The organism is Peribacillus sp. P4_D6 (genome assembly GCF_056401795.1).
Genome location: NZ_JBFUIQ010000177.1, coordinates 1 through 5986, shown reverse-complemented (window position 1 = coordinate 5986; position 5986 = coordinate 1). Strand labels below are relative to the sequence as shown.

9 protein-coding genes are annotated in these 5986 nt (G+C 40.5%); all 9 read left to right on the top strand.

The features are described 5' to 3' along the window. On the top strand, positions 1-532 hold a 532-nt coding region (locus tag AC1DVB_RS24650; protein WP_477591393.1), incomplete at its 5' end, for a molybdopterin oxidoreductase family protein. After that, on the top strand, positions 533-1093 hold the full coding sequence (locus AC1DVB_RS24645) for a 4Fe-4S dicluster domain-containing protein (RefSeq protein WP_057275961.1): 561 nt from the start codon (positions 533-535) through the stop codon (positions 1091-1093). Between the two features lie 11 nt (positions 1094-1104). Next, positions 1105-1632 (top strand): Rieske (2Fe-2S) protein, encoded by a 528-nt coding sequence (locus tag AC1DVB_RS24640; protein ID WP_057275960.1) that lies wholly within the window; start codon positions 1105-1107, stop codon positions 1630-1632. Between the two features lie 186 nt (positions 1633-1818). Continuing rightward, on the top strand, positions 1819-2130 hold the full coding sequence (locus AC1DVB_RS24635; RefSeq protein ID WP_054396283.1) for a hypothetical protein: 312 nt from the start codon (positions 1819-1821) through the stop codon (positions 2128-2130). After that, positions 2117-2404, top strand: coding sequence for a hypothetical protein (locus AC1DVB_RS24630; protein WP_098187641.1), 288 nt, complete (start codon positions 2117-2119; stop codon positions 2402-2404). The genes AC1DVB_RS24635 and AC1DVB_RS24630 overlap by 14 nt, the downstream gene beginning before the upstream one ends. After that, positions 2397-3902 (top strand): nitrate/nitrite transporter, encoded by a 1506-nt coding sequence (locus AC1DVB_RS24625; RefSeq protein ID WP_057275957.1) that lies wholly within the window; start codon positions 2397-2399, stop codon positions 3900-3902. Before AC1DVB_RS24630 ends, AC1DVB_RS24625 begins: the two co-directional genes overlap by 8 nt. Positions 3903-4100: 198 nt before the next feature. Further along, positions 4101-4751: a sensor histidine kinase gene (locus AC1DVB_RS24620; RefSeq protein WP_034312609.1), complete on the top strand. Its 651-nt coding sequence runs from the start codon at positions 4101-4103 to the stop codon at positions 4749-4751. Positions 4752-4840: 89 nt separating this feature from the next. After that, the gene (locus AC1DVB_RS24615) at positions 4841-5494 is read left to right on the top strand and encodes a response regulator transcription factor (RefSeq protein ID WP_034312606.1); all 654 of its coding nucleotides are present in this window, start codon (positions 4841-4843) and stop codon (positions 5492-5494) included. After that, positions 5484-5945 carry a GAF domain-containing protein gene (locus tag AC1DVB_RS24610; RefSeq protein WP_034312603.1) on the top strand — a complete coding sequence of 154 codons (462 nt, stop codon included), beginning with the start codon at positions 5484-5486 and terminating at the stop codon, positions 5943-5945. The genes AC1DVB_RS24615 and AC1DVB_RS24610 overlap by 11 nt, the downstream gene beginning before the upstream one ends. Positions 5946-5986: the final 41 nt, after the last annotated feature.

The following is a 5986-nucleotide window of genomic DNA, read 5'->3' as shown; positions in this document are numbered from 1 at the left end:
GGATAAGATTGACAAACAGGACGGAGTATTTTGGCCTTGTAAGGATGAAAATGATATGGGAACGCCGCATATGTTCCTGGATAAAAAATTCTATCACGCAGACGGGAAAGCGAAAATTTGTGCGCTTCCTTACCGTCCCCCTGCTGAAGAGCCAGATGAAAAATACCCACTTCGTTTAACAACCGGTCGTGTCGTTTACCACTACTTATCTGGAAACCAGACGAGAAGAATCCAGTTTCTTCGTGATATGTGCCCGGAGCCATACGTCGAAGTGCATCCGGAAACAGCAAAAAAATACAATATGGACCATGAGGATAAGGTCCGCCTGTACACCCGGAGAGGCGAGGCAATCTATAAAGTGAAAATTACCGAGGCAATTCGTAAGGACACTGTATTTGTTCCATACCACTTTGGGCACGAGCAATCTATCAACCTATTAACGATCGCAGCGCTTGACCCAATATCCCGTATGCCGGAGTTTAAGGTCTGTGCGGCTCAAATGGAAAAAGTCGAAATAAAGAAGGTGCAATAAATGAAAAAGAGGCTCTATTTAGAACTTGAAAACTGCATAGGATGCCGGTCATGCCTTGCTGCTTGTACACAATGCGGAGGTCATGAAGAGCGGAACAGGAACTACGTTTATGATGTAAACCCTCTGGTCAATCGGCAGACGATGCCTCTTATGTGCCTCCATTGTGTGAATCCGGCCTGTGCAAGAAGTTGTCCTGCCCAGGCAATCCAAATACATGAGACAGGGGCCGTCTTATCAGCTCTAGTTGAAAAATGTATTGGCTGCCAAAACTGTACGATCGCTTGTCCGTATGGAATACCAAAATTTGACACAGAGCAAAACTTAATGTATAAATGCGATTTATGTATTGACCGGACAAAAAACGGTATCCCGCCAATGTGTGCAAGTGTTTGTCCATCCAACACACTTCAATGGCTCACCGATGAGGAAATTGGAAATAGAAAAAAACAATTTAATCTAGATAATGGAAAATGGGTGAGTAGCCTGCCTTATCTTGAAGGTGAAACGAACGTTAAGGTAAATTTGCCTGGTATTTTACAAGGAATTGAAAAGCTATTTTAGGAGGGATTTATATGCCGTCGGATAAAAATAATAAAATCCCCTTTAATGAAGATAATTACACCCATAATATTGAACGGGATAATGAAAGAAAGCTCGATAGACGAGGGTTCATGAAAACACTAGTGGGAGCTGCAGGAGTATTCGCGATTTCATCCCTTCCTTGGGGAGCGATTGCGGCTAAAGAATTGATGGGTCTTGGGGAAAAGGAGTATCCTCACAAAAAAATAACTAATGTAAGCGGACTTCCAATTGGTGACGCAGTGGATTTTAAATTTCCAGGGGATCATGATGATGCCATTTTGATCAGATTGTCTGAAACGAAATACGTAGCATACCAAAATGCATGCACACATCTTCGTTGCCCGGTATTTTGGGTGAAAGAAGAAGGTGAAATGATCTGTCCTTGCCATCATGGGAAATTTGATGTTGAAACAGGTGCTCCAACTGCCGGACCTCCAAGGAGGCCCCTGCCTGAAATTCAAGTGAAAGTTGAAAATGGCGCAGTATACGCTGTAAGGGTGAAGCGTTATGAAGTTTAAGTACATCGGTGTCGCATTGCTTTGTGCTTTCTTGATGATGAATATTGTATTTACCCAATTTATGGTTCACCAATTTTATTATGAAAATTATATAAATGTACTAATATTTGGGGGATTAAACATAGTGGTGTTTCCCTTAGCGTTATTTACTTATAAAAAAACGAAAAACGAAAAGGCGTGAATCAAATGAACAGTGAAACATATTTTGATTTTTGTTTTGTAAAAGAAGCAACTGGAAATTTTGCTGCTGAAATCGATAAGCTCCTTTCAGACCTTTTTAAAGATGTCCGTCTTAACTGGTATTTAGATGAAAAGTCAATAGATGGGGCAGATATTGTAGTTGCCGAAGTAAAGGGAATGAGCAATTGGGAGTCTGTAGTGGAAACAATTGAATTTATCGAGAATCATGCAGAAGATACATTCTGGGAATATTTGCAGGGTTTTCAAATGAATGTATACAGTGCAAAGAGAGGGTGCAATACATGTGGGACACATTAATTTGGACGGTTTACAATCATTAGTCTCGGAAAAAGCCAGAGTGGCAATCTTGGATGATGATGGGCAGGATAAAGCGCCTTTTGTTACTAAAACGATCGATAAGGTGGAGATTTGTCCTGACATGACCCATTTACGCATTTATTTTGATCACCTGAATTTTTTCGCTGTTCCCCTGACATGCAATATGGTTCGAAATAAAAATGAGTGGTCAGCTTTTGACGCAAACACGGGTTTACAATATGTAATTAGAAGAGAGAGTGATCAGAATGATTAAGAAAATACAGCTTCCATTACAGACTTTAAACTTAATAGTCGGATTTATGGTATGGGTATTAATTTCTTCCCTGATGCCCTTTATTAAAGAAGATATTGCTATACCGGAGAGTCAGCTTGCCCTGGTGACAGCCGTTCCTGTTATTTTGGGATCTGTACTTCGTATCCCCCTTGGCTTTTACGCCAATCAGTTCGGAGCCAGGAAAATTTTCCTGATTAGCTTTATGTTACTATTGTTCCCTGTTTATTATATCAGCATTGCCGATTCCCTTGTCGATTTGTTGATTGGAGGACTTTTCCTTGGTATTGGAGGAGCCGTATTCTCTGTTGGAGTAACCTCTTTACCTAAGTATTATCCAAAGGAACGTCATGGCTTTATAAATGGAATTTACGGTGCAGGAAACCTGGGCACGGCAGTATCGGCATTTGCAGCACCCGTTGTAGCTGAGAATTTTGGTTGGTCAACAACTGTACAGCTTTATCTTGTGATCTTGGCGGTCTTTATTGCAGGTAACTTTCTGTTAGGGGATAAAAAAGAGCTGAAAGTAAAAACACCGCTTTTAGAACAAGTGAAGAGTGTCTACAAAAATGAAAAACTATGGATGCTAAGTTTATTTTACTTTATAACATTCGGTTCTTTTGTTGCATTTACTATCTATCTGCCAAATTTTCTTGTAGCTAACTTTGGATTGGATAAGGTTGATGCCGGTTTAAGGACAGCAGGCTTTATTGTTCTTGCTACCCTTATGAGACCAATTGGCGGATGGCTTGCAGATCGTTTTCATTCTCTCATTCTGCTCATGTTCGTTTTTGGAGTGTATACAGTTTCAGCGATGATCCTATCCTTTGCTCCATCAATTGGCTGGTACACTATTGGCTGTTTGAGTATTGCCCTATGTGCCGGAATGGGAAATGGTGTTATTTTTAAACTGGTGCCGATGTATTTCCAAAAGCAGGCTGGTATTGTGAATGGGATCGTTTCCGCTATGGGCGGTTTGGGTGGTTTTTTTCCGCCATTAATTTTATCCTTGTTATTCAATATCACAGGACATTATGCAATCGGGTTCATGGCGTTGTCGGAAGTTGCCCTTGCAAGTTTGATTTTAGTTGTTTGGATGTATTTCCAAGGCAAAATGGGGCTTGCCAAAGAAGTGATCGATCATACAATAGAAGGGATTCTAATTACCGATACCACCGGTAAGATCATTTCAGTAAACCCGTCGTTTTGCAGTATTACGGGTTATCAGGAAAATGAAGTAATTGGTAAGAACCCTAGTATACTTAAGTCGGGTAAACAGTCTCGAACTTTTTATGAGGATTTGTGGAAATCCATTGAGATAAATGGATTTTGGCAAGGTGAAATCTGGAATAGCCGAAAGGATGGACAGCAATATCTGCAATGGCTGACCATTAGTTCGATAAAGAATGATGCCGGGGATGTCGTTCAATATGCAGGTATGTTTAGTGACATTTCAAGTCATAGAGTGAAAAAAGCATAAAATGAACTGCGCGCATTAAATGATTGGATTTGAAGGCTGAATTGGAGTTTTCAAGAACTAGAAGTTCTAATGCTAGGTTTCAGGTGGGAAAAAAGGTATACGTCAGTTTTCTCACCACTCTGCCGAAAGCGTAATTGGGGGAGCATGCAGCATTTTGCATCGCCAATAATCAGCGACAATTGAAAAAGGAGGGTGGGAATGAATACTCAGCCACTTAAAAACAACATCAGTTCTTATATCATACAAACACATGAAGAAGAGATTAAAAGAATTGCGATGGAGCTTCATGAAGGTGTGGGGCAGTCCCTTTCCAGTCTCTTTTCCGGAATGCAGCTCATTGAAACGGCAATCGAACAGCCTGCCATGAGAATTTATGCAGGTGATATGAAACAGCTATTGGAGAAGGCAATTCAAGAAATCAGGCTTTTGGCTGTAGAATTGCATCCTCCTACCCTTACGACTTTTGGGCTTATTTCAGCTATTAAAAGCTACATGAAAATATACACCTCAACCTATGGTATTGAGGTTGAGATGGAGAATCTGGGAATTGAATCGCAAATCTCTGATAGAGATAGCATTACACTTTTCAGGGTCTGCCAAGAAGCATTGGTGAATATAGCAAGGTATGCTGATACAACAAAAGCAAGTATACTATTCAAATGGGAAAAAAGCATGTTATTAATCATGATAAAAGATTCAGGGAAAGGATTTGAGGTTGAAGCCGCCATGAATAAGCTGAGCGGGCTTGCCGCCATGTGTGAAAGAATGCATTTGATTGGCGGGAATTGTACCATTTTTTCAAAAGTAGATCATGGGACTTCTATAGAGATTTCTCTGCCATTATATTAAAATGCTAAACAAGGGGTTTGCGAATTGTGCAATCCCCCTTGTTGTTTCATATAACGATACAAACACGAACAAAGCTAGGGGGAGCTGCTTTGATAAAAATTTTGCTTTGCGATGATCACGCCGTTGTAAGAATGGGCTTAAAGATGCTACTAAACAATCATCCTGATATGGAAGTCATTGGGGAAGCTTCAGAGGGGAATGAAGGAATACAACGAGCACTAGAGCTTCAGCCTAATGTGGTAGTCATGGATTTAAGCATGCCACATGGAAAAGATGGCTTATCGGCTACTTCAGAACTGAAGAAACTCATGCCCGAGGTAGCCATATTGATACTTACCATGCATGATGATGATGAATATTTGTTCAGAACCATTCAAGCCGGGGCTTCAGGCTGTATTTTAAAAAGTGCACCCCATGAAGAACTATTGGTAGCCATCCGATCTTTATCAAACGGAAATGCTTACCTTCATCCATCTGCAACAAAAAGGGTAATGGAAGAATATTTAGGCAGTGTGAAGCAGGGAACCGCTGATTCCATCAATCTGTTGTCTGACCGTGAAAAAGAGGTACTTACGTTGATTGCGAAAGGGTTTTCCAATAAAGAAATTGCCGGACAGCTTGTCATAAGCGTGAAAACGGTTGAAAGCCATAAAGGAAACCTAATGGAAAAGCTCAAGATGAAAACAAGGCATGAACTTGTTGCATTCGCTTTAAAAAAGGGGTTATTAGGGTATGGAATTTAACTTGGACAGTAAATCGAAAGAGGAACAACCATTTAAAAAAGCGTGTGAATATGTATTAGATGAAATGAACGGTGATTTTGTAGGACTTGCCTTACAAAACAGAAAAGGTCCTGATATAAGCTGGCATTATGCCGCCGGCAACAGAAATGATAAGTACAAAAGGATAACTGTTCGATATGGAAAAGGAATTGCAGGCAGGGTCATATCAACGGGGACGCCGATGAAGATTGAGGGTTTCCCCAATAATATCCACGGCAAAGCTTTAGATTATCCCATCATGCTTGCGGAAAATCTCCGTTGCGCCTTCGCGGTTCCGATTCAATTTAAAGGTGTTCCCAAAGGGGTATTATTAGTAGGTAAACGAACAGTTCAGCCCATTTCTGAAAGTGACCAGCATAAGATCCTTGATGCAGCGAAAAAACTGGAAAAGGAATTGAACAGCTTAATTTAACATGGCAACAAGGAGGATTATGTATGGACTTGAATAAACAT